Below are 25,374 nucleotides of genomic sequence, written 5' to 3'. Positions count from 1 at the left end.
AAAAGTTAACGCCAGCCGAGTTCAGGCGCGACATATTTCAAAATAGCCGAAAGGATATGAATGTTATAGTCTACTCCTAACGTATTTGGAATGGTTAAGAGTAATGTGTCGGCTTCTTGGATGGCTTCATCTTGCGCTAGTTCCTTTATAAGTTGATCTGGCTCGGCCGCATAGCTTCTTCCAAAAATCGCCCGCCGGTCTGTTTCGATCATTCCTATCTTATCTTTTTTATCCGCCGCCTGCCCGAAATAGTAGCGATCCAAATCGTTGACCAACGCAAAGATGGATCTGCTAACGGATACCCGGGGCTCGCCGGCATGTCCAGCTTCCTTCCACGCCTCTTTGTATAAGCGGATTTGTTCGGCCTGCTGAATATGAAAAGGCTTACCATTTTCATCATATTTCAAGGTAGAGCTTTGAAGGTGCATTTTATTATACGCAGCCCATACGGCTGTTGAATTGGACGCTGCTCCCCACCACACACGATCCCTTAAGCCATCTGAATAGGGTTCAAGCCTGAGTAGGCCCGGTGGGTTTGGGAACATCGGATAGGGATTTGGCTCGGCAAAACCGATGCCGTTAAGTTTTTCCAAAAACGCCAAAGCTTTCTTCCTTCCCATATCAGCGTCGGTTTCATCTTCGCCTAGGTTGTAACCAAAATAGCGCCAGCCATCAATTACTTGCTCTGGGGAACCTCTGCTGATTCCCAGCTGCAATCTGCCTCCAGCAATTAAATCTGCAGCGCCGGCATCTTCCACCATATAAAGCGGATTTTCATAGCGCATGTCGATTACACCAGTGCCGATTTCAATGTTAGAGGTTTTGGCTCCAATGGCCGCGAGTAAAGGAAACGGGGATGCCAGCTGATTTGCAAAATGGTGTACGCGAAAATAAGCTCCATCTATGCCTATTTCCTCTGCAGCTACAGCTAAATCTATCGATTGCAGCAAGGTGTCACTTGCTGTCTGCGTACTATATGCGGGATGTTTGGACCAATGTCCAAACGATAAAAAACCTATTTTTTTCATAAAACACACTGGAATATGATGTCTATCAAATTTAACAAATGTTGTGGTTATTTGTGTCATGTGTATTGTCCGGGCGGTGTCAATAATATATCGTTTTTATCGAATTGGCAAATGAGCTATATACTAAAAATAGTAATTTTGTATATTATTCAATTGTATTGTTTCTAAGCGAAATGTATCCAATATGGTAGCAAATAGAATACTTGTTTTCTTCTTTATCTTTATTTATTATTCAACTTGTTTTGCACAAAAAGCGACGCTATTATCGATCGGTAAGTCAGAAATATTGCATTCAAAGGTTTTGAGTGAAGATCGAACGATCAATATCTATCTTCCTGATAATTATAACCCAAATGATTCTGTCCGATATCCGATTGTATATGTGCTCGATGGTGGTATAGATGAAGATTTTTTTCATATCTCCGGGATTGTACGTTTCGTGACGCAACCTTGGATCGATAGATTTCCTCAAAGTATTGTTGTTGGAATAGGAGGAAATAAAAGAAGGAGAGACTTTACCTTCCCTGTCGAAAATACTGATTTTATAGAGCGGGAGGGTTTTCAGAAAGCGAGCTTTTCTTCGTACGGCGGTTCTGAAAAATATATAGCATTCTTAAAAAATGAATTGATACCTTACCTCACTCGTAATTATCGTACGAATGGAAAGCAGACGTTAATAGGGGAGTCACTGGCAGGACTTTTTTCTACAGAAATTTTATTAAAGCACCCCGAACTATTTGATGATTATATTATTATAAGCCCAAGTTTATGGTGGGGAGAGGAGGTTTTATTGAAAAATTCAAAAAAGCTTTTGCAACATAATTTGAAAAAAAATGTAAGGGTTTACCTTGGCGTGCCGAACAAAGAAGAGGACATTAGCATGTATAATGAGGCCCTAGCATTATCTGACGTACTGAGGAGCGAAGAAAAGATTGATTTTGTGTTTGATTATATGCCCGATGAATTGCATTCTACAGTGATACATCAAGCCGTCTACAATGCTTTTAAGAAGTTGTATCCAAAGACCTACTATTCCAAGTAGCAGACAAACTATATTAATTATCTTCATTTTTTATTAGGTCTCTTCGATCAAACCATTCATCCTTTAAAATTGACATCAATAGCTTATCGTGAAATTGGTTATCCCGAAAGCAGGCTTTGCGCATCCTCCCCTCCATTTTAAATCCAGCGTTTTCATACGCTTTAATCGCTGCATAATTTGGCTCGGATACGGTAAGCATAATTCTATTAAGTCCTAATGTTTCAAATCCAATAGCGAGAAGTAATTTGGTAACTTGAGATCCTATCCCTTTACCCCAATGTTGACGATCTCCGATGAAAATAAAATATTCTCCGGATCTGTTTGGCTTTGAAATATTACAAATGCCAGCATATCCAATCAATTTATTTGTATCCCCGTTTAAGAAAATTCCACGATTAAAATTTTTTAGATCATTGACAACAGTTAAAAACCAAGCATCGATCTGATCCTTTGAGTGCATGGATTGGAATACAGAAAGTGAATATTTTATCGAAATGTCATCATTGATCCATTCATAAAATGGTGATACGTCTTGCTGAATAAGGGGTTTTAAATTAATCATTATATTGAGTCTTACAGTGTATTGATGGATTATGTTTATTTAATAATGTCGTTATTTCGGTGCAAACATAATATAATCATTGTGTAAAGAACTAAGTCTATCGTTTTGAAAATTTATCTAAAAAACTGCTGTACTACCTATGCTTTAAATCGGTAACGAGAGGGGCTGTCCAATTGGGCAGCCCCATTGATATATTTGTATTATTTTTTGTCCCACCAAACTTTAGACAAGAAAGAATCTCCATTCGTCATTCTGGCTGCCGCTTCCTTTACATGTGTTGCGTTCAACTCAGCCTCTTCACTGGAGTATATTGCCCTGCGTGGTATCTGTCCGTTGGTTGAACCTGGATTTGGGCCAGGGGTTAAGCTGGGGTATCCGGTACGTCGCCATTCCGCGAAAGCTTCCATGTCCCTGCCAAAAAGGTGAATCCATTTTTGCGTCGCTATTTTTTCCATTTTCTGTTCGTCTGTCAAACCACTTAAATTGATCACAGATTCGTATGCTAAAGGAATAGACGAAATATTATATGGCGGTAATGCCAGCGCAGCTTTGACACCTTCTGTAAAAAATGCTTGTGCATTTGCAGGTGTAGCTCCCCAGCCCAGCAGCGCAGCTTCAGCTTTGTAAAAACAGATATCCGAATACGTAAAGGCATAGCTTGGGATCGGTGCAAAGGTGAGACTAAACCACGTTGATTTATTGGCTGTGGAATAGTTGGCACGAATCAATTGTGACAACTGATTATCCGTTAACGCAACGCCAATACCCTGGTATGTTGCTGTACCATTGAAATTGACAGGCTCTGCAAGTAAACGAAGCCTTGGATCATTGTATTCTTTGAGTTTGTCAACCAGAGTATTCGCCAAATAACGTAGATCGGCACTTCCGGTAGTCATTTGACGTAAAATCGGGTTCTGGTTTTCAGCCTGAGCATCGTTGTAGGTCGGTACTGCGGCATTATCACTGTTGCTGGAGAATAGACCGATAGCAGAAGTCATGGCTTCGGTAACCGTTTTCTGGGCCAAAGAAGGATTGGCGTACCGCATGCGCATGCCGAGCTTTAGTTTGAGTGAATTGCCAAATTTTTTCCATTTGTCAATGCTGCCTTTGTAAAAGAAATCTGAGGAGCCGTAAGACAGGTCGCCGCTGGTCAGCCTTGCCATAGCTGCATCGACCTTTTGAATGAGTGCCGGATAGATCTCTTCTTGTTTGTCAAATTTGGGCGTGCGATTGATTTCCTTATTGGATTGTGTGATCTCGGAGTAAGGGATGTCCCCAAACAAGTCAGTAAGGCGCTGATAGAGATATGCTTCGTAAAGTTCGGCAATAGCCAGCTTACTTCTTCCTGCTGCATTGTCTTCCTTGCCGCTCAATTCCTGTTTGATCTGAACGATGTTGCGAAGTAAGGTGTAGTGCTGCGACCAGATCAGATTTTCGGGTCCTTCAAAATATCGAGAAACAGGCACTACCGGACCTCCAGCCCAATGTTGGATCCAAGAGCCAAACTTGTTGTTGGGTAGTTCCCCAGATTCCTGAAAAGTGCCATCACGTAGGATACGTGCTATGAGTAAAGATGGATCTACAGTGGTGACAGATGTGGGAGGCGTATTGATTCGTTCGAAATCTTTGGTACAGGCTCCTAGTCCTGCTACAGAAATAAGTCCGAAGATGAATGTATTTTTAAATAGTTTCGTTTTCATAATAAAGGGTTTACAGACCAACTGTGAGGTTAATACCGAATGTGCGCATCATAGGAAGTGAAGTTGATTCAATACCGATGGAGCTGTTGTTAACATTGAAGGCAGAGGCTTCTGGTGAAAATCCATCAGTTTTCCGTTGAAAATAAAATAGGTTTCGGCCATAGACGCCTAATTTTAGGGAATTAACAAGTTTATGTGGCATCAGCTTTTTAGGGAAAGAATAAGAAAGACTGATCTCGCGCATGGCGACATAGCTCATATCATTGATCATTTCTTCAGAGACCATGACTTCTTTATCACTGGCTACCATGTTCCAGTAATCTTGTGCGGCAACTTGCTTACTGTTTTGTGTTCCGGTACTTGTCCAGTTTCCTGCCCCATCTTTTTGGCCGAGCATCCCTGCCGCAACGTAAGTTCCATCTCGTCCTTCTAGGGTCTTCGTTGAAGTCCCATAGATAATCTGTTCGCGGTTCGACTGGGAGAAGATCACACCGCCCTGACGGATATCGACAAGCGCGTAGAGGTTGAAACCTTTATATTTAACTGTATTGGCAAAACCTCCCAACCAATCGGGTTGTGCATTTCCAAGATCGGTTTCTACACGTCCAGCTGTGCGTAAGGGGAGCCCAGTGATCGGGTCAATCAACCTATTTCCCTGATCATCTTTGATCCACGCAAATTGTGTCCCAATGAGCTGGCCAAATGGTTTTCCGACCTCCGCAACCACATTTATCCCGCGGTCTGTAGCAAGCAAGAAGCTTTCTACCCCCGGATAGAGTGATTCTACTTTATTTCGGTTGCGGTTGTAATTGAAGGTGGTATTCCATTCAAAACCCGATTCGCTTTTGATTGGTGTTGCTCCCAAGACAAATTCAATACCTCTGTTGCTAATTTCCCCTGCGTTGATCCTGTTTTTTACATAGAGACTGGAAGGGGCGATTGGTACGTCCAGAATCTGATTCTTTGTTTTGGCCTGATAGTAGGTGAAGGAGAACGAAAGTCTGTTTTTCAGAAATCGCAGATCTGCTCCAGCTTCGATTGATGTAGTCAATTCGTTTTTCAGATTTGGATCCGGTATGATTTCTGTATACGAAGCCATTGGTACACCGCCGTGGGTGTATTGGTTGAGACTGTATGCTCCTGTCAATTGATAGGGGTTTCCTGAACTTCCTGCCTGTGCCCATGAAGCTCTGATTTTGGCGAAAGACAGTGCGTCAGATTGCCATTTGAAGGCATCCGAGAGAACTAAACTGGAACTTACACTCGGGTAGAAAAACGAATTGTTTTCCTTTGACAGGGTCGAAGACCAGTCGTTACGGGCAGAGAAATCAACAAACCAATAGTCTTTGTAACTGAATTGACCCGATAGATAAGCCGAATTAATCTTGGACTGGATCAAGTCAAATATGTAACTGTTTGTGGTGGTGTTGTTGATGACAAAGAGGTTGGGTACAATAAACTGATTCCCTGAATTTCCTGTCATACGTAAATATCTATTTTGGTGACTGGCACCTAAGTTGGCACTGAGTTTAATATCGTCGGTCAACTTAAAGTTGGAACTTGCTAGGATATCAAAATTGTCTTCGCGGGCTCTGATGACTTCTTCTCGAATATCTCCCTTTCGGTTTAAGCTTTGGTAGGTATTGATTGGACGGTAGCGAAACCTTTGATCAGTATAGAAATCGGTACCTCCAGTCGCTGTTACCTTTAGCCAAGAGGCAAAGTCGTAACTCAGACGGAGCAAGCCAATAATGCGATCGCGGCGATCTTCATTGTGATTTTCATGAATGGTCCAGAACGGATTTGCTGTGGAACTATTGGTGGCATATGTTTTTTCCAATCCTTCCGTCAATCCCGAAAATCCGAGTTGTCTACTGATCTCCTGTGCGGTCCATTTATACTGTGCCAGGATGTCGTTGCCTAGGCTTCGCGGCTGGCTGATAAATAGGTAGGCCGGATTGTCTGCCGCATCAGCCAGTGTTGGCCGGTTTTGCCCCTTTTGGGCGATATAGTTCGCCTTGATGTCGATATGAAATTTGTCGGTTATTTTGGCTTGGGTGCGCAGACCAAAATTGTTTCTTTTGAGCGTATTTGTAGGAATGTATCCTTTCACATCGGTATTAGCGAACGAGAAGCGATAGTTGACTTTGTCTGTTCCGCCGTCGATACTAAGGTTGTTGGTAAACTGTTTCTCCGTTTGAAAAAAAGATGAGTAGGTATCTGGCTTTGGTGTTAACTGTAAGATGTTGCCATAAGCGTCTTCATAAGTCTGGCCTTCCATCTTCGCTCCCCAGCTTGCTCGCGTTGTACGATCACGTCCGGCACTCATTTTAGGTATACCACTGTAACCATTTTTCAGCGCTTCACTCATGGAGACAATGGTGCCGTCATCTTTTCTAAAATGTGTAAATGTTCCGTTCAGTCCCTGGCCGTAGACATTTTGAAAATCAGGTAAAACTAACCCATTACCTAATGAAAAATCTGTCCCATAGTTAAATCGGGTTTTTCCGGCTTTGCCCGATTTGGTTGTGATCAAAATAACACCATTACTTCCTCTTTGTCCATAAAGTGCGGCCGCATTTGGGCCTTTCAATACCGACATCGTTTCGATATCTTCGGGATTAATGTTTCCAATTCCGTCACCATAATCTGTTCCCCCTGACTGATTTGGAGACGAAATATTTTGGTTGTCTATCGGTACTCCATCCACCACATACAGGGGCTGGCTATTACCGATAAGGGAGTTGTTACCCCGGATCACGACCTTGGACGAACCCCCGGCACCGGATGCGGCGCGGCTCACCTGTACGCCGGCAACTTTACCCGATAAGGCATTTGCTACATTGGTTTCCTTACCCTGCGTCAGCTCGTCGCCTTTGAGTTCAGCGACTGTATAACCAAGTGCTTTTTTTTCGCGTTTGATACCAAGCGCGGTGACGACAACTTCCTGTAGATTTTGCGCGCTCGATTCCAAACTGATTTTGATCGCTAGTTTGTCCCTGTCCGTAATGGTGTAATCCACCAGTTCTTTGCTCTTAAAACCAATGGAAGATACGCTGATTTGGTAGCCCTGTCCAGCGGGAATCTGGTCGAGCGAAAAGGTTCCGTCTGGTCTGCTGCTTGTTGTTTTTGTCAATCCGCTCGTCGCATTACGTATGGTAACCGTCGCCGAGGGGATGGGCTTTCCTGTTTCATCTTTGATTACTCCGTTAATGGTCGCATTTTGTTGGGCGTCAGCAAGAAAATAGCTTGTTGACAAAAGCCCCATGAGGCCTAGACGTAATGCCCAGTTTACGTCGGCTCGAATGTTGGATCTCAACAGTAGCATAGTCAGTATACTATGCTTGGAAGGTAAATAATTGTGCATAATTTGTGGGTTAATTGAGTGAATTTTATTCGGTTTGTACATGAATGGTTATCCTATGAAGTGCTTGGATATCAGCTAGCATGTTGAGGTATGCGGATGCCGTATTTTTATACGTTCCACTATAGTATTTATCTTGTATATCTTTAGGTTCAAAGTTTAGTTTAACCGCATAATTATGACTGATGATATGAAGTACAGCGTGCAAAGGGAGGTTTTTAAAGATCAGTTGTCCACTTGTTTTTAGATATGATCCCCTTTTGCTGGATTGAGAAGCATTGATTCGGGTTTCGGCAACGATCTGTTGCTGCTTGCGGTCAATGCTGATTTCTTCATTGGGTAAAAAATGCAGGTTTAAGGGTTTTTTATTTCCGGAACTTGTATTGTTTTTGACTTCAATACGGCCTTCATAGAGTTTTATTTTTGTAATCGCGCTAACACCTTCTTCTACACTGAAAACAGTGCCAAGCGCGGTTGTTGTCAAATCTGCCGTATGAACGCGAAATGGCTTTGCCTTATTTTTTGCTACGGTAAATCTGGCTTTACCTTTCAATTGGATGTCGCGTGAAGTAGTGTCCGCGAAATCGGAACTAAATTTCACTTCAGAATTGGGGAATAGTTCGATCGTAGATCCATCTGGAACTTCAATGTGTTGAACAGTATTACCTGAATTGATATAATACAAATTGTCGGGTTTCTCCTGCGGAGATGCTTCAATTTTTTTGGAACTAAGATAGGTGGTATGAGGTTTCGGAGGATCTATCTGGGTAAATCCTATCCAAGCTCCGATTCCAACGAAGATAATAATGGCAGCATATTTTAACCAATTGAAACGATACTTGGCTTTTTGCGCTACTTGTTTGAAAATATGCGCTTTTATTTCTTTTTGGTTTTTAAAATCCGAATCCACCTCATATTCTTGCCATTCCGTCTCCGGCATAAGATCCTCCCAATAAAACTCGTTATTAGCTAGCGCGTTTTCTATGGCCGAAATTTCTTCCGCATTGGCTTTACCGCTTAGGTAATTGTCGATCAATTCTTTTGTAATCTTCATCTAATAAGATTACGATCCAAAATGAGTTATCCCCCAAAGAAGCTAAAAAATAATTTGCATCAGCATGCAGAACAGTAAAGCCTTCCGAATGGTTTTTAGGGCTAGCGTTAGTTGATTTTCTACGGTTTTCGTCGATATGGCCATTTTTTCTGCAATTTCCTTATGCGAAAGATTGGAAAATCTACTTAACATAAAAATCTCCTTGCGTTTCTTTGGTAATTTATCGACAATTTTATGGAGGGTTGATGTAAGTTGTTTGGCATAAAAATCATCCTGGGGGCTATGGCGTAAGACAAATGTCTGATCGTGATCCAGAAGTTTCTTTCGGTTATATTCTGCCTTGACCAGATCGATCACCACTGTTCGGGTGATACAGAAAATCTGGGATTCTATGGTGGCATCGATATTTTTGTCACTCATATTTTTCCAGAGTTTGATAAATACACGCTGTACAGTTTCTTCGGCCAGATAAGATGATTTGGTTTTATGAAGTGCATATTGATAAACTTTGGAACTCCATAAGTCAAAGTAATCTTCAAATCTTCGGACATTAATCGTATAACTGATTTCCATAGTGTAGGCTTGGGATAAATGAATTTAGCGATAAAGGGCTTTCGCTCCAAGTTTTTTCAGCAATATTTTGCCTACGTTCTTATGCTTCAGAACTGAAAACTGATTATACCCTGAAAGTCACAAAATCCGATCTCATACAATCAGTTATTAAGATGTTAAGCCAGCTAAAATCGTCTTGGTAGTTGGTATAAATACCCTAATAAGGTATTTATACCTCTTCTTAGTAATTTGATACGGATGTTTATGAAGTGAAATTGGACTGGCATAAAGTTTGAATTTTACCCCGCTATAATAAAATAGAATATTTACATTAACACATTTGACGTATGAAAAAATTAATTCAAACACTGGGACTAGGTATGCTTATTTTTACGGTATTAGTAGGTTTTACGGCATGTAGCAAAGATGATGATCCGGCAGACAATGATCTTTTTATTGGAAAATACGAAGGTACAATCTCTTTTGATGATTTAAACAACAATGATAATGATGTTGCAGCTGCGGAAGGGACAGTTACGGTAACAAAAGCTGGCGATACTTATAATTTTGCTTTCGGAAATGGTATTCCTAATCTTAATGGAGTAGATTTTGAGAGAAAGGATAATGTCTTAATCAATATTGGTTCGGCAGGTACAGGAGTTATTCGTATTGATGCTGGAAAATTAACAATTGGCTACACAAAAGACGGAAAGGCTTGGACCGCTAATTGTAACCGAAAATAATAATACCAGGATAAAAAGTGCTGGTATAACGATTACGACTTTAAAAATAAATTTTTAAAACGATTATTTGATTAATACTGTTCTATTAATAACTAATGAAAGGAGAATAATTATGAGTGATTTAACATGGAAAGGCCGTTGGAATGAGATCAAAGGCAAGGTAAAACAACAATATGCAGACCTTACAGATGATGATCTGATGTACGCAGAAGGCAAAGAAGACGAGTTAGTCGGTAAACTTCAAAAGAAGACCGGAAAAACACAAGACGAGGTTAATACTTGGTTAAATGACTTGTAGAGTTAATATTGTGTAATAGTAAAATTCCCCACAGGTATAAAACCTGTTGGGGAATTTTTTTTCAATGTGCTCATTAGAAAAGGTAGATGCTTATCTGTTTTTTAGCTTTTGAATTTTTAATTTACCGAGCGTATTATTGTCTTTAATGATCTTTAATTCAGGTTTTTAACTGTCATTTTTTATTGAAGTTGAAACGTCTCGCGATGCTGAATCCCCAGCGGAATTGTCCCTTAGCCCAGGAGCTATTTGTTTCGCTGATAAACTGAGATTCTTGAATTGCCGTCGCATTTGTGAAATTTAGATGGAATATATGTCCACCAGTATCCATTTCAATACCTATCCCTAAGGCATTATAATAACGCTGCCCACTTAGATCTTCACGGTATTTTTTATTTGATGATTTTCGGAAAGGTAATGTATAGTCCGCCACTAACGCGACCCGATTACTGACTTTCGCCCGTCCACCAATTCCAAGTGCAAACAAATCATTTTGATCATTATGTGCGGTATAGTTGCGGTGAAGATAGGACGGTACCAAAACGAGCGATAGATTTGAACTGAATTTTCGAGCAATAATGAGTTGCGTTACATAACTTAATCGGTCACTGAAGGTATCAAAGCTTGCAGCCGAAGCTTTATCTGTACTTGCCTCCATTGCAGATAGGGTAGTGCTTGCAAAAAGAGCTACGGAAATAGGGACACTATTATCTACTGTTTGGTCGATAAATCGGTATTTTAGATTGCCCTCAAAGAGTTGTCTAACTTCTGTCGCGCCTTTCGCGCGGGCAATTCCGATATTTAGATTATCTAAGAGTCCATAATCAAATCCTATACGGATGTCTGTAGAATTATCCAGACCAAAGAAATTTTTCCCACCGCCTGCACTGCCCGCGATATCACCAAAACGGTGATCTACTCGAAAGTCCATTTCATTTCGATGAATAGTCTCTGTAGTTTTAAGATTGATCAGGTTGCCGGATTTAAAGGTTGCTGTGACTTTTTCATTTTTCGGTGTATCGATATGAATCAATTTCTCTAGGTCTTCCTGGGCATATGATGTTGCAGAAGTTAAGCACAAGAGTATAAGTAGCGTTTTTTTCATTTGAAATGCATTCGAATTTTTAGGGTTTGTAGGTCGCATCAATGGTTATTTTGACGACTTCAGCAATCTTTTTTCCAACGATCGATGGAATTGTTATTTTGTGATCTGCAAGTCTTACTTGAAAATTTGAAATAGCCCTTATCGTTCCATTTTTTACGGTACACTCGACCTTTGTGCTGTACGATTTGGTAACTCCATGAACCTGAAGTGTTCCTGTTACGTTGAGCGTATAATTACCGTCTTTTGTTAATTTGTCCGCATTTTCGACTTTGCCTTTAAATTCTGATAGGGGATATTTGTCACTTTCCATGTAGTTTTCATTGAAATGCTCCTGCATCAGCTTTTTGTCAAATTGAAAAGATGTATTTTTTACTCTAAAAATGATTTCTCCGGTTTGAAGGTTTATAGCCGAAGCTCCTAATGTACTTTTAGCTTCAATGTTCTCTAAAGGGGCGCTACTAAAAAAGGTAATGCTGTTTTCTTTTGAAACAAGGTAGGTCTTTTGTTGAGCAAATGTCCCCACGCTGATAAGCATCATGAAGAGCACCATGTAAATGTTAATTTTTTTCATATTGATATCATTAATTTTCAGGTGAATTTCTCTTTATCCATGCGTCGAGCATTTCTATTTCTTTTGAAGTTAGCGCCCCGCCTATCGGCATGGATTTGGTGACCAGTACAGCGTTATTAATTCTTGCAATGTTTTCTTTTACGGAAGTATAGCCATTAAATGTCCATCGTCCGCTAGCCGAACGTCCTGTTCCGTGGCATGAACTACATTTGCTTTCGAAAAAAGCTTTAGAAAAATTCGTATACGATACATTCTCGGCTGTCACCGTTTCAGTACCGTTATCTGGATTGGTCGTAAGTTCCTGCGCCTGCTTTTTCGTACAGGCGGAGAAAGTGAGAGCTGATATGGTTAAGAGCGAAATGACGAAGTGATAATATGCTATGAGGCAAGGAATCGCTGTATTATGTTTTTGTGCCATATGTTTGAATCGTTAGTATAGATTTAGTTTGCAGGAGCAACGGTTGTATTGTCATTTACGATCGGCCAAACACCAACACGTGGGAAACTTATTCCTTTATTGTCTCCATGTTGTATATCCTGACCGAAGTAATATAAGGGCCATCCTTTGAAAGTCAATTGTTTCTTTCCATAGACGCTAATTACGGCGATATCAGTTGTACGAATAAGCGAAGGAAGGGCTCCTGTTTCTTTTTGGAAAATTGGCCAGATCGGATCATTGCTGAAATCTGCGGCAGTATAATTGTTTTTGTTGAATTTATCAGGCTTAAAGGCATACAGTGTTCTACCTGTATCATCTGTTAGATACATTGTTTTTGCTATTCCTTCGGTATAATCACCTAAATAGTTTTTACCGTCGTGTCCGACGAGTTGGGCATTGGCAACCATAAGTAAATAATCGGGTTTGGCTACATACCATATTTTATTTATAGCATCCCCTTTCACCTGACCAGATTGACCATCGCCTGCATAGTAATAAAGCGGCCAGCCTTTAAATGTACTTTGCTTGGAACCATCTTCGCGTGTGATTTCACCCATCAGGCTTTTATCAATTTTTACATCCGTACTTGTTTCGTTACTATGGTAAACTGGCCAAGTTGCCAAACAATTACCATTACAGGTAGAGATGCCTTTTGTATCATTGGAGAAAAAGTACAGTGTTCTACCGTTTGCATCGGTCAGGATATTACCAAACTGGGCATTGGCAGATATTTGTATACCCCTATTTTTATTTTCTACATTGTCAGGAGCTGCATCGTTTTTTGAACATGCAGAAAACATTGTTAAGGTCAATAGACCGAGAAAGACTAGCTTTACGTGTTTTTTTGTTACTTTCATATGAGTGCCTTTTTTGAAATAATCTGTTGATATTACGATCATTTCAAAAGAAAGGTTGCTTTGAAATTGATTCAAAAAAAAATATTTTTTGCAGGCAACCTTTCTTACAATCCGTTCGTATTAGACTTAATACTATATTTATCAAAAGAAAGAAGCAATATCGAGTGGCGATAACAGAAGTTGACGAAAAATCTATCCATATTATTAAAGGATGTATTGATGAGGACCGGAGAGCTCAGAAAGATCTTTATACCATTTACTATGCGATGTCTTTAGGTATATGTCTGCGCTACGCTAATAACAGAGAAGATGCACTAAGTATTTTAAATGAAGGTTTTTTTAAGGTTTTTAAAAATATTGGTAAATATGATTTTCAGAAGCCTTTTTCCATATGGATCAAAAAAATCATGACGAATACTGCAATTGATTTTTACCGCGCAAACATTAAACAGGGCTTCCTACTTGATGTATCCTTGTATGAGCACGCTATTGTGGAAGATGATAGCATCACTCAAAAGTTAAACTATGAAGACCTATTGGCGATGGTACAGCAGCTTCCACCGGCATACAGAACGGTGTTCAACCTCTACGCAATAGATGGTTATGGACATGAGGAAATTAGTGGCATGCTGGGTATTGCTATTGGAACATCAAAATCTAATTTACATAAAGCACGCGGGCGACTTGTACAAATAATGGAAGTTCAAGGTGTAAAATTTGGTAAAACTCAAGAGAAAGCATGATGGAAAAGGATAAAAATAAGATTGATGAAATTTTTAAAGACGGCCTAAATGATGTTCATTTTGAGTTTGATGAAGCACATTGGCAAAATATAGAATCACGGTTGAATCAGTCAAATCGCTTAAAGAAAAGAAAGATTGTACTTTTAATAACATTAGCGACCACAGTTGCAGCAGTTTTAATAGCTTTTTTTATCTGGAATGACCAAGTACTTAAGTCTAACGATGTGCTGAATGAAATCAATGAAGCCAATATTTTGTCTGAAAAAGAAGGGTTGGAAAATGGAACTATTCATCGTGAGGAAAATTTGCGACATGAACCTGAACAAGATTTAGGTGGGGTTGCATTTCAGCCGCATACAGGTATGAATAGTGGTTTAGCGGTACCAAGTGAAAATAGAATACTGCAGGATATTCTTTTAATGCAGGTCGCCGATATAAATTTGACAAGGATACAGGATGGAAAACAGGAAACAATATTTACTATTCCTCCTATAGAATATAGTCATCGTAGATTACCTAGTTTCAACTTAAAAGAAGAACCGATTGAAGGGATAGGGGAGCGCTTGGCAGCTATTTATCAACCTAAAGAAACCATAGGTGCCATGAGGAAGGAAGAGGAACGGTCGGTTGTTAGTTTCCTCGTTGGGCCAGATCTTACAAGCGTACGTGGAGCAGGGAAATCTTCCCTTAGTGAAAATGTCGGCTTGGCTTATTCCTATCCGCTCGCAAAAGGATTTCATGTTTCTGTGGGAGCGACTTATGCTAAGAAGAATTATAAATCAGCATATAAGTTTTATACACCATCAAATCCACCGGAGATGGCTCAGTTGCCCAGCAATGTAAGTGCCGTTTGTGATGTTCTTGATGTTCCCTTGACAGCAAGTTACACCGTACTTAAAAGTAAAAACGTCAAATTTAATGTGAGCGCAGGGCTTTCAAGTTATTTTATGCTGAAGGAAAAATACACTTTCGATTATGAAGGTGGGGGGAGCTATAGCGGATCTCAAAACAGTGCCGTCTATGAAGTGAATGGCGAGAACCAGCATATCTTTGGTGTCGCGGATTTTTCGGTTTCTATTGAGAAGAAAATCAACGATAAAATTAATATCGGCGTGAAACCATTTGTTAAAATGCCTTTGACGGGAATTGGGTATGGAAATGTGGATCTAGAATCTAAAGGGGTAGCATTTACTCTAGGAATGAGTTTGTGATCTAATTGGGAATTCGAAAAGCTAAATCGTGTTTGTGTCATCGTATTATTACATAAATACGAATATATCCCTCTTTTTGACTCAATATCCCCCTTGTCTAGATAGAAAAAGGGTGATATTTTTGTTTGCGAATAATCAATAACTATTCGCTCAAAGAGACTTAAATAAATCATGAAAACACCTATATCTGTCTGTCTTATTTTGCTTTTAAGCTGTTTTGCCGCATACAGCCAAAAACCCATCCCACAGGAGTATGACTTAGTCTGGTCGGATGAGTTCGATTATCAAGGCACGCTAGATACAAACAAGTGGAGCTACGAAGAAGGTTTCAAACGTAACCGCGAAGAACAATGGTATCAAAAGGAAAATGCTTTCTGTCGTAATGGCCTATTGATTATTGAAGCAAAAAAAGAACAACGCAAGCATCCGGGTTTTATTCAAGACAGTAAAGATTGGATTAGCAGCCGAAAGCAGATAAGGTATACTTCAGCTTCAATAAATACCTTAGGAAAGCAAAGCTGGAGATACGGAATTTTTGAAATTCGGGCACGTATACCTGTTGGCGCTGGGCTTTGGCCTGCTTTCTGGACATTAGGAACGACCAAAGAGTGGCCGTCCAATGGCGAAATAGATATTATGGAGTATTACCGTGGCAAAATATTGGCGAATATCGCGACAGGTACTGATCAGCGGTGGAAAGCCCATTGGTTCGGTCAGACTAGGGCAGTTAAAGATCTTGGGGGAAAAGCTTGGGCTGATCAGTTTCATATTTGGCGAATGATCTGGGACGAAGATGCTATTGCGCTGTATGTGGACGATATTGAGATGCTTCGCGTTACGATGGACCAATTGGTTAATCGGGATGGTACAGGCTTTAACCCATTTACCCAACCGCATTATCTGCTGTTAAATTTGGCTCTAGGCGGTACAAATGGCGGTGCGATAGATCATAAATTACTTCCGGCAAAATATGAAATTGATTATGTACGGGTCTATCAAAAAGTGAAATCTGCTCAAGTGAGTAGTTTTAAACCAGGGGAAAGATGGACAGACGACAGCGGTGATGTGATCAATGCACACGGCGGCGGCGTACTTCATCAGAATGGAAAATACTATTGGTATGGAGAGAAACGTGGTGGAACAACATCTCAGGGAGTCAATGTGTATTCATCCAATGATTTGCATCACTGGAAGTTTGAAGGATTGGCGCTAACGCCTAGCGCAGATTCTACAAGTGATATTGCCTGGGGCTGTATTATGGAAAGACCTAAAGTTATCTATCAGGAGCAACTGAAAAAATATGTCATGTGGTTCCATCTCGAATTGAAAGGTCAGGGCTATGCTGCGGCCAGGGCGGCTGTTGCAGTAAGTGACTCACCTCTTGGACCGTTTCAGTTTGTCCATAGTTTCAGGCCAAATAACAATATGTCACGCGATATGAGTTTATTTGTGGATACCGATGGGAAGGCGTACCAAGTGTATTCATCCGACGAAAATTATGCTTTACGCATGGTACAGTTAACGGATGATTACCTCCATGTAACAGCGAAGGATTCTTTACTATTTCGGAATCATAGGGAGGCTCCAGCATTATTCAAATACAATGATCGGTATTACCTGATCACTAGCGGATGCACGGGTTGGGCACCGAATCGTGCCGAGCTCCATGTCGCCAAGAATCTTTTTGGTCCTTGGAAATCACTCGGTGATCCGATGCGGGGACCAAATTCAGCCTTGACTTTTGACGGTCAGTCGACATTTGTACTTCCCGTAGCAGGAAAAAAAGATTCCTTTATTTTTATGGCCGACCGATGGAAGCCCAAAGAGCTTATGGATAGCAGGTATATCTGGCTACCTATTGATCTTCGGCATGAAAAAGTACAGATAAATTGGAGAGACCAGTGGGATTTAAGTGTATTTCATTAGTTTGGCCGCATCAATCTATTCAAGTTCGATTAGGCCAGACAAATCTGCCGTTTCGAATTAATTTGTTATCCCTAAAAATATAAGAAATGCAAATAGTGACTAAATTCACGCTTATTTTTCTGTCTAGTATTGTCACCGTGTTGGGCTATGCGCAGTCCAGTGTGACTTTGACGCATGAGCAAAACAAAAAAGAACAGCAAGATACGGTTATCCGAAAAGGGATCCCTTGGTTGGATGAAACGATTACTGAAGAAAATCGACTGCCCATGCATACCGATTTTGTAACCTTTCCGAATACAGATCAAATTAGCAACTACGATTGGCGTGAATCCTCTTCTTATTTAAGTTTGAATGGTTCGTGGAAATTCAAATGGGTTAATAGCCCGTCTCAGTTGCCAGCTCAATTTGAATCATTAACTTATGACGATCGTCATTGGGACAATTTTCAGGTGCCCGCTAATTGGGAACTCAATGGATACGGTTTTCCGATGTATACTACTTCAGGTTTTGAGTTTACCTATTTGATCGGGAAGCCGAATCCTCCCATTGTACCGATGGATTTTAATCCTACTGCGGTGTACCGCCGCGAGGTAGTTATTCCTGCGGATTGGCAGGGGAAGCCTGTTATTCTACATATTGGAGCTGCTAAATCTAATTTATCTGTTTGGGTAAATGGCGAATATGTTGGATATGGCGAGGATAGTAAATTACCATCTGAGTTTGACATAACGAAGTATTTAAGAAAAGGAAAAAATCTGATTACCATGCGTGTTATGCGTTGGGGGGTAGCCAATTATTTGGAAGATCAGGATATGTGGCGTTTAAGCGGAATCACGCGTGACTGTTATTTGCTGATGCGACAACCGCTACATGTGCGTGATATTCAACTATCACCAACACTCAATGCTTCTTTTGATAAAGGAGTCTTAAAAACCAAACTCATTTTTAACCGGATTAATCAGGAGAATTTAAAGGCAGAGATCACGCTGCAGCAGAATGGCCGGGTGATATCAAGTAAAGCTGTCAAAGTTTCGGGACAGGAAATAAATGTTGAGCAGACAGTAGATAGTCCTGCACTGTGGTCTGCTGAGGTACCGAATTTATATCAGGTAGTTGTTAAGCTTATAGACCATCAGGACAAAACAATCGAGGTCATTCCACTGCGGTTCGGTTTTCGTACTATTGAGATTAGAGGTGGGCAGTTGCTGGTGAATGGACAACCTATTCTTATTAAAGGAATAAATAGACATGAGACAGATCCCGTCTCAGGGCATGTGATCTCAAAAGAGAGTATGTTGCGGGATATACAACTTATGAAGAAATTCAATATCAATGCCGTTCGTACCAGCCACTATCCTAATGCCGAGTATTGGTTGCAGCTCTGTGATCAATACGGTCTGTATGTGATCGACGAAGCTAATATCGAATCACATGGTATGGGCTATGATCTGTCCTATACCATGGCCAATAGGCCGAGCTGGGAAAAAGCGCATGTGGCACGTGTTGAACGTCTTATTCAGCGAGATCGGAATCATCCAAGTGTCATTATTTGGAGCATGGGCAATGAAGCCGGAAATGGGTATAACTTCTACCGGGCTTACCTCCGAATGAAAGAGCTCGATACCAGCCGTCCGGTACAATACGAAAGGGCCGTGAATAATTATGGCGAATTAAGATTTGACTGGAATACAGATTTAGTGGTGCCTATGTATGCCAGTCCATCTGCGATGAAAAATTATGCAGCCCGTAACCCTAAGCCGGAAAGGCCTTTTATTCAATGTGAATATGCACATGCCATGGGAAATTCGTTGGGAAATTTCAAGGATTATTGGGATATCATTCGGGCAAACAAAGGGATATTTCAAGGTGGATATATCTGGGATTTTGTGGATCAATGTTTTATTAAAGTCAATGCTAAAGGAGATACGGTATATACCTATGGCGGAGATTACGAACCTAAAGAAGCTATCACGGACTGGAATTATGCTTCTAAAGGAATTTTTTACGCGAACAGAACTCCCTATCCCCATGCATGGGAAATGAAAAAAGTATATCAGGATATTCATACTAGTTTATTGGGTGAAAAAAAGATATCAATTTACAACGAGCGCTTTTTTAGAGGGCTTGAAAATGTTGAACTTCAATGGGAAATTATAGTTGATGGGAAAAAAACTGAATCTGGGCTAATCAAGAATTTGAATGTGTCGCCGCAACAATCTGCGGTGCTATCTATTCCTTATCAAAGCGTAGAATCTGGCGAAAAGTTTCTGAATCTAACATATCGACTGAAAAAAGCCGAGGCCTTACTTCCAACTGGGCATATTATAGCAACTGAACAGTTATTTTTAGGAGGTGTTTTTCGGCCTAAGACCGCCGTTTTAGCACAAGGAAAAATCAATACGGAGCGAAAAGATGGAAATCTCATCGTGTCGGCCAAGGATCTGCTAATTGAGTTTGATCTTAAGTCAGGATGGCTAACGAGATATAAATTTAAAGGGCAGGCTTTTGTTGATGAGCATACCACATTTAAGAGTAATTTCTGGCGTGCACCGAATGATAATGACTTTGGGGCAAATACACCGGAAAAATTGAAGTCTTGGAAGCAGGTTTCAGATTCTATTGAATTGATTGAAATTAAATCAACAGTTGTCAATAATCTAGCGTATGTGGATGCTACCTATAAAATGCCACAAGTGTATGGACAGTTGGAAATGAAATATTGCATTAATCAATCGGGTGAAATGCGTATTTCTCAGTCATTCCTTGCTGATACCACAAAAAAGGTAGCTGTTCTTCCACGTTTCGGTATGCAATGGATCCTGCCTTCAGGCTTTGAAACCATCAATTACTATGGAAGGGGACCGCAGGAAAACTACATTGACCGTAATTTTTCATCACCTGTGGGAATTTATAAACAGACGGTGGATCAGCAGTATTTTCCCTATGTAATGCCACAGGAGACAGGTAATAAGACGGACGTTAGATGGATGGAAATAAAAAATAAACGTGGCCGTGGATTGTTGTTTACGGGAGATTCGACGTTTAGCATGAGTGCTTTGCATTATTTTGACAAAGATTTGGATGATGGTCTCAAGCGTCAGCAGCGTCATGCTGCCGACCTGGTTAAGAGGAAGCAAACGCAGCTTAATATTGACCTTAAACAGATGGGAGTGGGAGGAGTCAATAGCTGGGGAGCATGGCCGCTTCAGGAATATACGTTGCCTTACAAAAATTATTCCTTCTCTTTTGTTGTAAAGCCAGTAGAATAATTGTAGTGTCCCGTGTTGCAAAAGATCATTTTAATTAACTAGTTACTGAGTCGCATCTTCCGATGCGACTTTTTTTTATTGTGAACAGTTGGTTTTTGCCGTTGAGCTTATGAATTGCTTTCTAAGTTTCGGGAGGGTAATAGGTGTGTATGTTAATTTGTATTGCTAAGTTTGGAGCTTATACTCGCTTTTGGTAGGTACAAAGTTAACTTGTTCGTGGATGTTCTCTTGCTGTTTCTTTGCTTTTCTACCTATGAAATAGCAAAGAAATACCAACGAAACAGCAAAGAATAAGCAGAGAATAAGCAGAGAAATACCAACGAAACAGCAAAGAATAAACGGAGAAACAGCAAGCAAACGGCAGTAAATAAGCGAACAAAGCCCAAACCAAGCTCAAAGAAGGCCCGAACAAAGAACAAAGAATTGGCAGAGAAGCTCCGAAGGAATAGCATAGAAATATCAATGATACATCAAACAAGAAATAATAGCTAAAACTCCTATTTATATAACGAATAATGAAAAAGACGTAGCGCATATGAAAAGTTACCCTGAAGCATGAAGAAAAGATGTAAATTGAACAAATCTTTTTGTGCTCAATATCATTTTTAAGCAAATGAACATCAATTATTTATTATTATCGTTATTATTTCTAGCCGCCACAGGGAAAACATACTCTCAAAAGGCATTTGAAGGAGAAATTATTTATCAAAACAGCTTTCAAAGTAAAAACTCCACGATTTCCAGCGAACAGATGCGTCTTCTTTTAGGCGACGAGCAAACGTGTTTTATCAAATCGGGAAATTACAAATCGCTAACAAATGGAGCTGGTATCACCGTACAGCTCTATATTAGTGAGACCAATAGACTGTACAATAAGACGAGCCGATCAGATACCCTTTATTGGTTTGATGCCAATGTGCAGTCGGATGCAATCGTGAGTTATGAGCTGATTAAAAATAAAGAGAAAATATTGGGGGAAGATTGTGATGCCTTGACCTTAAAGACGCAAGGAGGGCAGACAACCTATTTCTACACATCAAAATACCCTGTTGATTTTACTAAGTATCAGATGCATAGTTATCGAAATTGGAACTACTATTTAGCAAAAGCCAAGTCTGTTCCATTGAAAATTGTGATTGATAATGAGCAATTCAAAATGGAGTCTATTGCCCGAAAAATTGAAGCAAAGCAACTTCCGGACAATTTTTTTGCGCTATCAGCCGATATACCAATTAAGAAAACGAAATAAATCAATTTGGTCAACAGGCGGTAATCATCAATCTTTTGCCAGGTTTTCATGCAGTGTGCGCATGCGAACAATTTATTTTGAAACTGTTCGTATGCGCACATTTTCTTTTTCGTAGAGGGTCTTGAAAATGCCTTTAAATGTGCTGAGAGGCACAAATGTTTTTATTGTAGCTACTGGTATAGTATTTGGCATGCAGCAGTTAACATGGTTCTTATATTCACCTCTTCATTTCCGTCATTCACCGAGATTAAAAGACCTTTGGTCTAAAGTCTTTGGGTTAGCGGCATATTGATCTGTAGTTTCGGATCAACAAGGAAGAGGATATAAACTAACACAATTGAACAAAAAGATAGTATGAAAGGATTCGTAAAAACATTCACAGTAGCAGCTTTAATCGCCTTATCATCAGTTGCCATGGCAGATGAAAAACCAGTATCAAAATCAGAAAGAATTTCTATTAATCTCTCCACAGCAGAATTCGCCTTGCAGCATTATGTTGCGGTAACTACTGCAGGAGCATCTTTTGGTCTAGAGCAATTGTTTGCCCAAGATTTCAGTCAAAAAATTCATACTTCCACTATACATACCTATGGACGCCGTGCGGTGATTGAATGTTTGCATAAACAACAGGGTGAAATTTTGAATTGCAAAACGCATATCAAGATCGTCGAAAAATCTGCAGATTATATGATTGCAAAAATTGTATTGAAATTTGACAGCTTTACCATGACTGACCTAGTGACTTTGGTGTATGAGAGTGGCAGTTGGCAAGTGTCAAAATCATTCCATTCGTATCAATAAGCCTATTGCTAACAGCAGTATAGGTTGTAGCACCACATGACTGATGTGATTCTTATTTCTTCTTCTTGGCTCCATTATTGTATAAGGACGATTGCCGATTGGGCAATGGGGCAGCAGGTCGGGTTGTAAATCCTTGAAATGAAGTATCTCAGATTTGAAATTACCAAATGTGGTTTGAATTCTTTAGTTTTGAATACACTGATTAGGGATACCCTATTGTCTCCTCGGCAAAGGAACGTTTGGAAAAATTCAGAAATACGGATGAATAATGATATTGAAAGAAAGAATCGGTCATAATTACCTAAAATACCTGTTTACTGGGACGCTTTCGGCTTTGCTGGCTACGGGGTATGCGCAGGAAGTAGAAAAACAGCAGAAAGATAGAAAAGAGAAGCCGCAACACATTGAGCAAAGAAGTAGCGGAGAAGTTCAGACGATGGATTCCATTGAGGTTGTACGCGACTACAGGCCTATGCTGGCCGATGCCGTCAAAGTACGTCGGAGCCCAGATATGAAGCGTATCAATCGCGACGCTATAGAGACAGAATTACGTCAGATCGCTACCACCACTTATTTAGCGCAGCAAAAATATAAACAAGCGTATTATCATGAATTGATGAAACGTCATCCAGACGCATCGCAAAGTAATATTGATAATTATCGCATCAGCTACCTGGCCTATGGAGCCGGCGAATACAAAAGAGCAAGCGGTATGCTGGAGGCAATGAAATCTTCGGACGCCTTTTATCAGGGTGCAATTATGACTTTAGGCCACATTGCTTTGGAAACCGGCAACAAACAAGCTGCCCGAGATGCCTTTGTGAAAGTGACAAAATTAGACCTCGATCGACAGGTGAAAGCCGATGCGCTGTTTAACTATGCCAAAGTTCTGCTCGAAATGGATTCTACCCAAGCTGCGCAAAGAGTCCTTGAAAAATATATTGCCCAAGAAGTGAAACCTGTCGATCCGGGTTTAAAAGGAAAGGAAAGTGCCGAAACACTATCCGCTGAAATTCTACGTGGGACCACCAACTTCCATGCCGGCGTCAGTATGCTGGAATCGCTTAAAGAGCGCGGGCGAGAGGTCAATGCGATCTATCAAAAGGTAACCTACTACCGCGGACTGGAGTTTTATAACGAGCGCGCTTTCGAAAACAGCATATCGATGTTTATGCGATCGGAAAAGTTTCCAGCAAATGCTGAGATGGCTGCACTTGCCACCTATTGGAAGGCTGAGGCAATGTACGAAGTCCGCAAATTCGGGGAAGCAGTAGAGAACTTTTCCAGGTTCCTAGGTTTGCCCGCTGCTCGGAATAGTGAAGTATACAATTATGCCAATTATGGACTTGCTTATGCAGCCTATCGAAATAATCGTTTTGCGTTGGCGGCAGATTATTTTGAACGCTTTCTAACTGCCGGTGGAAGTACAGTAGATCAGGATATACGGTATGACGTCATCGCCCGACTGGGTGATTCGTATCTTTGTCTGCGCGACTACAGCCGGGCAAACAAATATTATGACCAGCTGATCAACAGCAAAGCGCCTAATCAGGACTATGCCTTTTTCCAACGTGGTATCATCTTTGGTCTGCAAGGCGATAATGAAAAGAAGATGAGTACGCTACGTTCCGTGCTGAAGCAATTCCCCTCTTCTAATTATGCGGATGATGCCGCCTTTGAAATCCCTTATACCTATTTTACGATGGGAGATTATGATAATGCACTCAAAGGATTGCAAGGTATGATTGAAAAGTACCCCCGTAGTAGTTATATTCCTCGCGCCCTAATGACCATTGGGCTTGTGCAGTACAACAATGATGAACCCGAAGCAGCTAAAGTTACGTTCCAAAAAGTAGTGGAGAAATATGCCAGAACTGCTGAGGCGGAGCAGGCTATGCGTTTTATTGAAAATATTTACCTTGATCAGGGAGACGCTTCGAGCTATATTCGTTACGCCGTAGGTACTAATGTAGGAAATCTGAGTCCTGCAGAGCAGGATAATATGGCTTTCCAGGCAGCCCATTCGCTCTTTGCCCGGGGTGAGTATGGTGCAGCTGTGGAAGCTATCAACGCTTATTTCGACAAATTTCCAAAACCTAAACAGGAGAAATTCGCGCGTTATATCCGCGGTGTAAGTTCTTACCGTATAGGCCACCCGCAGGAAGCGCTGCACGATCTGAATATGATACTGAACGACTGGACGAGTAAGTATACGGAGAATACCCTGTTAACAGTGGCTGCTTTATATCTAGGCCTCAAGGAATACAATGAGGCTATTGTGCACCTGAAAAAATTAGAACTCAATGAGGAGTATAAAAAGAACTATGGGTATGCGGTAACCAACCTGATGGTGTGTTATTTCGAACTTGGTGATATGGAACAGGTGGCCAAATACGTGAATTTGATTAAGAATTATGCGGGGGCAACTCAGGAGGAAATTGCAAAAGCCTATTTATACAACGGAAGGTCGTTACTGAAAGAAAAGAACGTCGCGTCTGCCTTGAAAGAGTTCAACTTGGCTGCGCTGAAAAGCCAGTCAGCTGTTGGTGCAGAGGCGCGTTACCGCGTGGCGCTACTGCAATATGATAGTAAGGAATACGATAAAGCATTGGAAACTGCTTTTGACGTTATCAACAATAGGGGAGCACAAGAATATTGGGTAGCCAAGAGTTTTATATTGCTTGCAGATGCTTATGCGCGCAAAGGCAATACTTTCCAGGCAAAGAGTACATTGAAAAGTGTTATTGAAAACTATGAGAAGGATGATGATATTGTTCCGTCAGCGAAAGAACGCTTACAGAGATTGAAGTAATACCTCTTAGAAGTTGTCGCAGCGGATTTAATGGTAGGTATAAACCTATCC

20 protein-coding genes are annotated in these 25,374 nt (G+C 40.6%); 10 read left to right on the top strand and 10 right to left on the bottom strand.

Annotation, left to right across the window (positions count from 1 at the left end; genetic code table 11):
• Positions 1-5: 5 nt before the first annotated feature.
• Positions 6-1,028, bottom strand: coding sequence for an LLM class flavin-dependent oxidoreductase (locus B3E00_RS03650; RefSeq protein ID WP_293936986.1), 1,023 nt, complete (start codon positions 1,026-1,028; stop codon positions 6-8).
• 184 nt (positions 1,029-1,212) lie between these two features.
• Here B3E00_RS03650 and B3E00_RS03645 point away from each other — a divergent pair, with 184 nt between their 5' ends.
• Positions 1,213-2,070, top strand: a complete 858-nt coding sequence (locus B3E00_RS03645) for an alpha/beta hydrolase (protein ID WP_293936983.1) — start codon at positions 1,213-1,215, stop codon at positions 2,068-2,070.
• A 13-nt stretch (positions 2,071-2,083) separates the two neighbouring features.
• Here B3E00_RS03645 and B3E00_RS03640 read toward each other — a convergent pair whose 3' ends face one another.
• The 5 genes from B3E00_RS03640 to B3E00_RS03620 all read right to left on the bottom strand — a co-directional run bounded on the left by B3E00_RS03640 (position 2,084) and on the right by B3E00_RS03620 (position 9,323).
• Positions 2,084-2,632, bottom strand: coding sequence for a GNAT family N-acetyltransferase (locus B3E00_RS03640; RefSeq protein WP_293936981.1), 549 nt, complete (start codon positions 2,630-2,632; stop codon positions 2,084-2,086).
• 200 nt (positions 2,633-2,832) lie between these two features.
• Positions 2,833-4,332: a SusD/RagB family nutrient-binding outer membrane lipoprotein gene (locus B3E00_RS03635; RefSeq protein ID WP_293936979.1), complete on the bottom strand. Its 1,500-nt coding sequence runs from the start codon at positions 4,330-4,332 to the stop codon at positions 2,833-2,835.
• Positions 4,333-4,342: 10 nt separating this feature from the next.
• Positions 4,343-7,699, bottom strand: coding sequence for a SusC/RagA family TonB-linked outer membrane protein (locus B3E00_RS03630; protein ID WP_293936977.1), 3,357 nt, complete (start codon positions 7,697-7,699; stop codon positions 4,343-4,345).
• A gap of 25 nt (positions 7,700-7,724) precedes the next feature.
• On the bottom strand, positions 7,725-8,750 hold the full coding sequence (locus B3E00_RS03625) for a FecR family protein (protein ID WP_293936975.1): 1,026 nt from the start codon (positions 8,748-8,750) through the stop codon (positions 7,725-7,727).
• A gap of 42 nt (positions 8,751-8,792) precedes the next feature.
• Positions 8,793-9,323: a sigma-70 family RNA polymerase sigma factor gene (locus tag B3E00_RS03620; RefSeq protein ID WP_293885394.1), complete on the bottom strand. Its 531-nt coding sequence runs from the start codon at positions 9,321-9,323 to the stop codon at positions 8,793-8,795.
• 326 nt (positions 9,324-9,649) lie between these two features.
• Between B3E00_RS03620 and B3E00_RS03615 the strand changes: the two genes are divergently transcribed.
• Together B3E00_RS03615 and B3E00_RS03610 are read left to right on the top strand one after the other, a co-directional pair.
• Positions 9,650-10,045, top strand: coding sequence for a hypothetical protein (locus B3E00_RS03615; RefSeq protein ID WP_209576506.1), 396 nt, complete (start codon positions 9,650-9,652; stop codon positions 10,043-10,045).
• Positions 10,046-10,157: 112 nt separating this feature from the next.
• Positions 10,158-10,343: a CsbD family protein gene (locus B3E00_RS03610; protein ID WP_209576504.1), complete on the top strand. Its 186-nt coding sequence runs from the start codon at positions 10,158-10,160 to the stop codon at positions 10,341-10,343.
• A gap of 172 nt (positions 10,344-10,515) precedes the next feature.
• On the opposite strand, the gene B3E00_RS03605 is transcribed toward B3E00_RS03610, so the two are convergent.
• The 4 genes from B3E00_RS03605 to B3E00_RS03590 are packed head-to-tail and all read right to left on the bottom strand — an operon-like array spanning position 10,516 to position 13,312.
• Positions 10,516-11,445, bottom strand: coding sequence for a DUF5777 family beta-barrel protein (locus tag B3E00_RS03605; protein WP_293887667.1), 930 nt, complete (start codon positions 11,443-11,445; stop codon positions 10,516-10,518).
• A gap of 19 nt (positions 11,446-11,464) precedes the next feature.
• Positions 11,465-12,016, bottom strand: coding sequence for a YceI family protein (locus B3E00_RS03600; protein ID WP_293885399.1), 552 nt, complete (start codon positions 12,014-12,016; stop codon positions 11,465-11,467).
• Positions 12,017-12,026: 10 nt separating this feature from the next.
• Positions 12,027-12,434, bottom strand: coding sequence for a c-type cytochrome (locus B3E00_RS03595; protein WP_293936973.1), 408 nt, complete (start codon positions 12,432-12,434; stop codon positions 12,027-12,029).
• Between the two features lie 23 nt (positions 12,435-12,457).
• The gene (locus B3E00_RS03590; protein ID WP_293885402.1) at positions 12,458-13,312 is read right to left on the bottom strand and encodes a hypothetical protein; all 855 of its coding nucleotides are present in this window, start codon (positions 13,310-13,312) and stop codon (positions 12,458-12,460) included.
• 164 nt (positions 13,313-13,476) lie between these two features.
• On the opposite strand from B3E00_RS03590, the gene B3E00_RS03585 reads away from it, so the two are divergent.
• From B3E00_RS03585 to B3E00_RS03555, 7 genes are all read left to right on the top strand, one after another.
• Positions 13,477-14,055, top strand: coding sequence for an RNA polymerase sigma factor (locus B3E00_RS03585; RefSeq protein WP_293936971.1), 579 nt, complete (start codon positions 13,477-13,479; stop codon positions 14,053-14,055).
• The gene (locus B3E00_RS03580; protein ID WP_293936969.1) at positions 14,052-15,266 is read left to right on the top strand and encodes an outer membrane beta-barrel protein; all 1,215 of its coding nucleotides are present in this window, start codon (positions 14,052-14,054) and stop codon (positions 15,264-15,266) included. Before B3E00_RS03585 ends, B3E00_RS03580 begins: the two co-directional genes overlap by 4 nt.
• Before the next feature lie 171 nt (positions 15,267-15,437).
• Positions 15,438-17,192 carry a family 43 glycosylhydrolase gene (locus tag B3E00_RS03575; RefSeq protein ID WP_293885408.1) on the top strand — a complete coding sequence of 585 codons (1,755 nt, stop codon included), beginning with the start codon at positions 15,438-15,440 and terminating at the stop codon, positions 17,190-17,192.
• A gap of 86 nt (positions 17,193-17,278) precedes the next feature.
• Positions 17,279-20,461 (top strand): glycoside hydrolase family 2 TIM barrel-domain containing protein, encoded by a 3,183-nt coding sequence (locus B3E00_RS03570; protein WP_293936967.1) that lies wholly within the window; start codon positions 17,279-17,281, stop codon positions 20,459-20,461.
• Between the two features lie 613 nt (positions 20,462-21,074).
• Positions 21,075-21,710 carry a hypothetical protein gene (locus B3E00_RS03565; protein ID WP_293936965.1) on the top strand — a complete coding sequence of 212 codons (636 nt, stop codon included), beginning with the start codon at positions 21,075-21,077 and terminating at the stop codon, positions 21,708-21,710.
• Positions 21,711-22,064: 354 nt separating this feature from the next.
• Positions 22,065-22,511: a nuclear transport factor 2 family protein gene (locus tag B3E00_RS03560; protein ID WP_293936963.1), complete on the top strand. Its 447-nt coding sequence runs from the start codon at positions 22,065-22,067 to the stop codon at positions 22,509-22,511.
• A 268-nt stretch (positions 22,512-22,779) separates the two neighbouring features.
• Positions 22,780-25,323 carry a tetratricopeptide repeat protein gene (locus B3E00_RS03555; RefSeq protein WP_293936960.1) on the top strand — a complete coding sequence of 848 codons (2,544 nt, stop codon included), beginning with the start codon at positions 22,780-22,782 and terminating at the stop codon, positions 25,321-25,323.
• Positions 25,324-25,374 lie beyond the last annotated feature (51 nt).

Source organism: Sphingobacterium sp. UBA5996 (assembly GCF_002429765.1).
Taxonomy (GTDB): Bacteria; Bacteroidota; Bacteroidia; order Sphingobacteriales; family Sphingobacteriaceae; genus Sphingobacterium.
Note: the sequence above shows the minus strand (reverse complement) of the source record. Positions and strands in the feature narration are given on the sequence as shown.

Coding starts and splice junctions, on each gene's coding strand:
- B3E00_RS03650 (WP_293936986.1), bottom strand. CDS start 1,028: ATGAAAAAAATAGGTTTTTTATCGTTTGGACATTGGTCCAAACATCCC.
- B3E00_RS03645 (WP_293936983.1), top strand. CDS start 1,213: ATGGTAGCAAATAGAATACTTGTTTTCTTCTTTATCTTTATTTATTAT.
- B3E00_RS03640 (WP_293936981.1), bottom strand. CDS start 2,632: ATGATTAATTTAAAACCCCTTATTCAGCAAGACGTATCACCATTTTAT.
- B3E00_RS03635 (WP_293936979.1), bottom strand. CDS start 4,332: ATGAAAACGAAACTATTTAAAAATACATTCATCTTCGGACTTATTTCT.
- B3E00_RS03630 (WP_293936977.1), bottom strand. CDS start 7,699: ATGCACAATTATTTACCTTCCAAGCATAGTATACTGACTATGCTACTG.
- B3E00_RS03625 (WP_293936975.1), bottom strand. CDS start 8,750: ATGAAGATTACAAAAGAATTGATCGACAATTACCTAAGCGGTAAAGCC.
- B3E00_RS03620 (WP_293885394.1), bottom strand. CDS start 9,323: ATGGAAATCAGTTATACGATTAATGTCCGAAGATTTGAAGATTACTTT.
- B3E00_RS03615 (WP_209576506.1), top strand. CDS start 9,650: ATGAAAAAATTAATTCAAACACTGGGACTAGGTATGCTTATTTTTACG.
- B3E00_RS03610 (WP_209576504.1), top strand. CDS start 10,158: ATGAGTGATTTAACATGGAAAGGCCGTTGGAATGAGATCAAAGGCAAG.
- B3E00_RS03605 (WP_293887667.1), bottom strand. CDS start 11,445: ATGAAAAAAACGCTACTTATACTCTTGTGCTTAACTTCTGCAACATCA.
- B3E00_RS03600 (WP_293885399.1), bottom strand. CDS start 12,016: ATGAAAAAAATTAACATTTACATGGTGCTCTTCATGATGCTTATCAGC.
- B3E00_RS03595 (WP_293936973.1), bottom strand. CDS start 12,434: ATGGCACAAAAACATAATACAGCGATTCCTTGCCTCATAGCATATTAT.
- B3E00_RS03590 (WP_293885402.1), bottom strand. CDS start 13,312: ATGAAAGTAACAAAAAAACACGTAAAGCTAGTCTTTCTCGGTCTATTG.
- B3E00_RS03580 (WP_293936969.1), top strand. CDS start 14,052: ATGATGGAAAAGGATAAAAATAAGATTGATGAAATTTTTAAAGACGGC.
- B3E00_RS03575 (WP_293885408.1), top strand. CDS start 15,438: ATGAAAACACCTATATCTGTCTGTCTTATTTTGCTTTTAAGCTGTTTT.
- B3E00_RS03570 (WP_293936967.1), top strand. CDS start 17,279: ATGCAAATAGTGACTAAATTCACGCTTATTTTTCTGTCTAGTATTGTC.
- B3E00_RS03565 (WP_293936965.1), top strand. CDS start 21,075: ATGAACATCAATTATTTATTATTATCGTTATTATTTCTAGCCGCCACA.
- B3E00_RS03560 (WP_293936963.1), top strand. CDS start 22,065: ATGAAAGGATTCGTAAAAACATTCACAGTAGCAGCTTTAATCGCCTTA.
- B3E00_RS03555 (WP_293936960.1), top strand. CDS start 22,780: ATGATATTGAAAGAAAGAATCGGTCATAATTACCTAAAATACCTGTTT.